A 2,141-nucleotide genomic window follows, 5' to 3' on the forward strand; every position below is an offset into this window, starting at 1 on the left:
CACCGCGCCGACCATGACCCCCACCCCGACCTCGGCCACCACACGGCCGAGTTCCGACGACTCGGTGACGTTCGTGCGCAACTACTACGGCCTGTTGCCCGGCAACGTCGACGCCGCGTTCGCCCTGCTCAGCCCGTCCGCGCAGGCGCAGTCGGGCGGCATCGAGGGGTACCGACGGTTCTACGGTGGGCTGAGCGCGGTCTCGGTGGAAGGGGCGCAAGCGGTCGGCGCCAACACCGTCCAGGCGACCATCGTGTTCCAGCGCCAGGACGGGACCACCTCGCGAGAGCGGTACCGGTTCGTGGTCGGGCAGAACAGCAACGGTTCGACGATCCTGCAGTCGTTCAGCCGGGCCTGAGCGCTCCGCTCAGGCCGTCTGCGAGTCGACCTCCAGCAGGTTGCCGCTCACCCAGCGAACCACCTCGCGGACGAAGGCGGCCCGGTTGGCTGTGCCCCGCACCTCGTGGCCCTCGTCGTCGAACAGCAGGAACCCTGGTGACGCGCCGCGTTCCCGCAGCGCCCCGACAACCTGCTCCGCCTCGCCGAGCGGCACGTTCGTGTCGTGCGCGCCGTGCACCACGAGCAGCGGCGCGGCGACCCGGTCGATGTGGTGGATCGGGGACAGCTCGCGCAGCAGCCTGCGGTCACGCTCCGGGTCGCCGTACTTGGTCGTCGCGGCGGCGGCGATCCACGGCTCGGTCTCGGCGTAGAACGTCTCGAAGTCGGCGATCCCGCAGACATCGACCCCGACCCGGAACAGCTCCGGGAACCAGGTCATCGCGGCCAGTGTGAGATAGCCGCCGTAGGACCGGCCGGCCACGCCGATCCGGGCCGGATCGGCCAGCCCCGACTCGGCCAGGAACGTCACGGCGGCCCGAACGTCGGTGATCGCGACGAAGCGCCGCTCGTGGTCGTCGGCCTGGGAGAAGCTGCGGCCGAAGCCGCCGGAACCGCGGACGTTCGGTGCGAACACCGCGACGCCCTCGGCGACCAGGGCCTGGAACAGCGGCTGGAACGTCGGCCGCTCCTGGGCCTCCGGCCCGCCGTGCAGCCAGATCAGTGTCGGGGTGGCGCCCAGCGCCGTGCGGGGACGGAACAGCCAGCCGCTGAGCGTCAGGCCGTCCTCGCCGGTGAACTCGTGCAGGGTCGGCCCGACGAGCGCGTCGAGGGCGTCCCAGAGGTGCTCCGGCGGCGTCGGGGGCAGGACCGTGACGGCCTCCAGGGAGGGCCGGCCGGGGTCGAGGCCGATCCGGGCGAGCTGCGGGGGCACCGTCGGGCCTTCGCTGGCCAGCAGCAGCGCATTCCCGTCGCGGGTGAACGCCGCCCCGGTGACGACGTCGCCGGGCGGCTCCGCCAGTGGCCCGACCATCCCGGAGCGCAGGTCGAGCAGTTCCAGCTCGCTGCGGCCGTCGACGTTCCAGACCAGCGCGGCACGGGCCCCCGCCGGGTCGAGGGCGACGAGGTCGAGATCGTCGTCCGCCCGAGCGGCCAGCTCGTAGGGCAGCGACGGCCGGCCGGCGCGCAGCGTGACGGCCAGCAGCGCGGCGCGCTCCCGACCGGCGTCGGTGTGCAGGAACAGCTGCGTGCCCGTGATGCCGAAGCGGGCGTCGGCCACGGTCGCCTCGCCGCCGGCCAGCAGGTCGGTGCGCAGGCCGGTACGCAGGTCGATCAGCTCCAGGGTGCGGGCGCCGCGGCGGCCCAGCCGGACGACGACGCGCCGGCCGTCCCCGCTGATCGCGCAGACCTTGGCCGCGGGGCCGCCGGCCAGCACCGTCGACGTGCCGTCGCGCAGGTCGACCAGGCAGGCCTGGCCGTCGCTGACGTCACCTCGCGGGTAGACGGTCACGCCGAGCTGCCGCCCCCCGGGCGACCACGACCCGAGGGTCACCGCCGCCGCGCCGGGGGCGATCTCGCGGCGCCGGGTGCCGTCCGGGGAGACCAGCAGGACCCGGGTCCGTTCGCCGCCACCGGGGGCGAGCTGACAGGCCAGCCAGCTGCCGTCGGGCGACCAGTTCAGTGAGCCTTTGCCAACCTGGCAGACGGGCAGGTCGGCGTACGTACGGCGTGGCCTGACCACGAAAAAATGAAGCTCCTGGTAGACGGGCGATTGCCTAGATCAACTCGCCTCACCAGGAGCTTCA

The 2,141-nt window shown here is 73.4% G+C and carries 1 protein-coding gene and 1 pseudogene; one reads left to right on the top strand and one right to left on the bottom strand.

Annotated features, from left to right (window positions below):
- Window positions 1-358 (top strand): annotated as a pseudogene (locus HF519_RS29925) (serine/threonine-protein kinase); the annotation flags it as partial.
- A gap of 9 nt (window positions 359-367) precedes the next feature.
- Here the strand turns inward: HF519_RS29925 and HF519_RS33155 are convergent.
- Window positions 368-2,077 carry a S9 family peptidase gene (locus tag HF519_RS33155; protein WP_169416304.1) on the bottom strand — a complete coding sequence of 570 codons (1,710 nt, stop codon included), beginning with the start codon at window positions 2,075-2,077 and terminating at the stop codon, window positions 368-370.
- Window positions 2,078-2,141: the final 64 nt, after the last annotated feature.

The organism is Pseudonocardia bannensis, assembly GCF_012911875.1.
GTDB lineage: Bacteria > Actinomycetota > Actinomycetes > Mycobacteriales > Pseudonocardiaceae > Pseudonocardia > Pseudonocardia bannensis.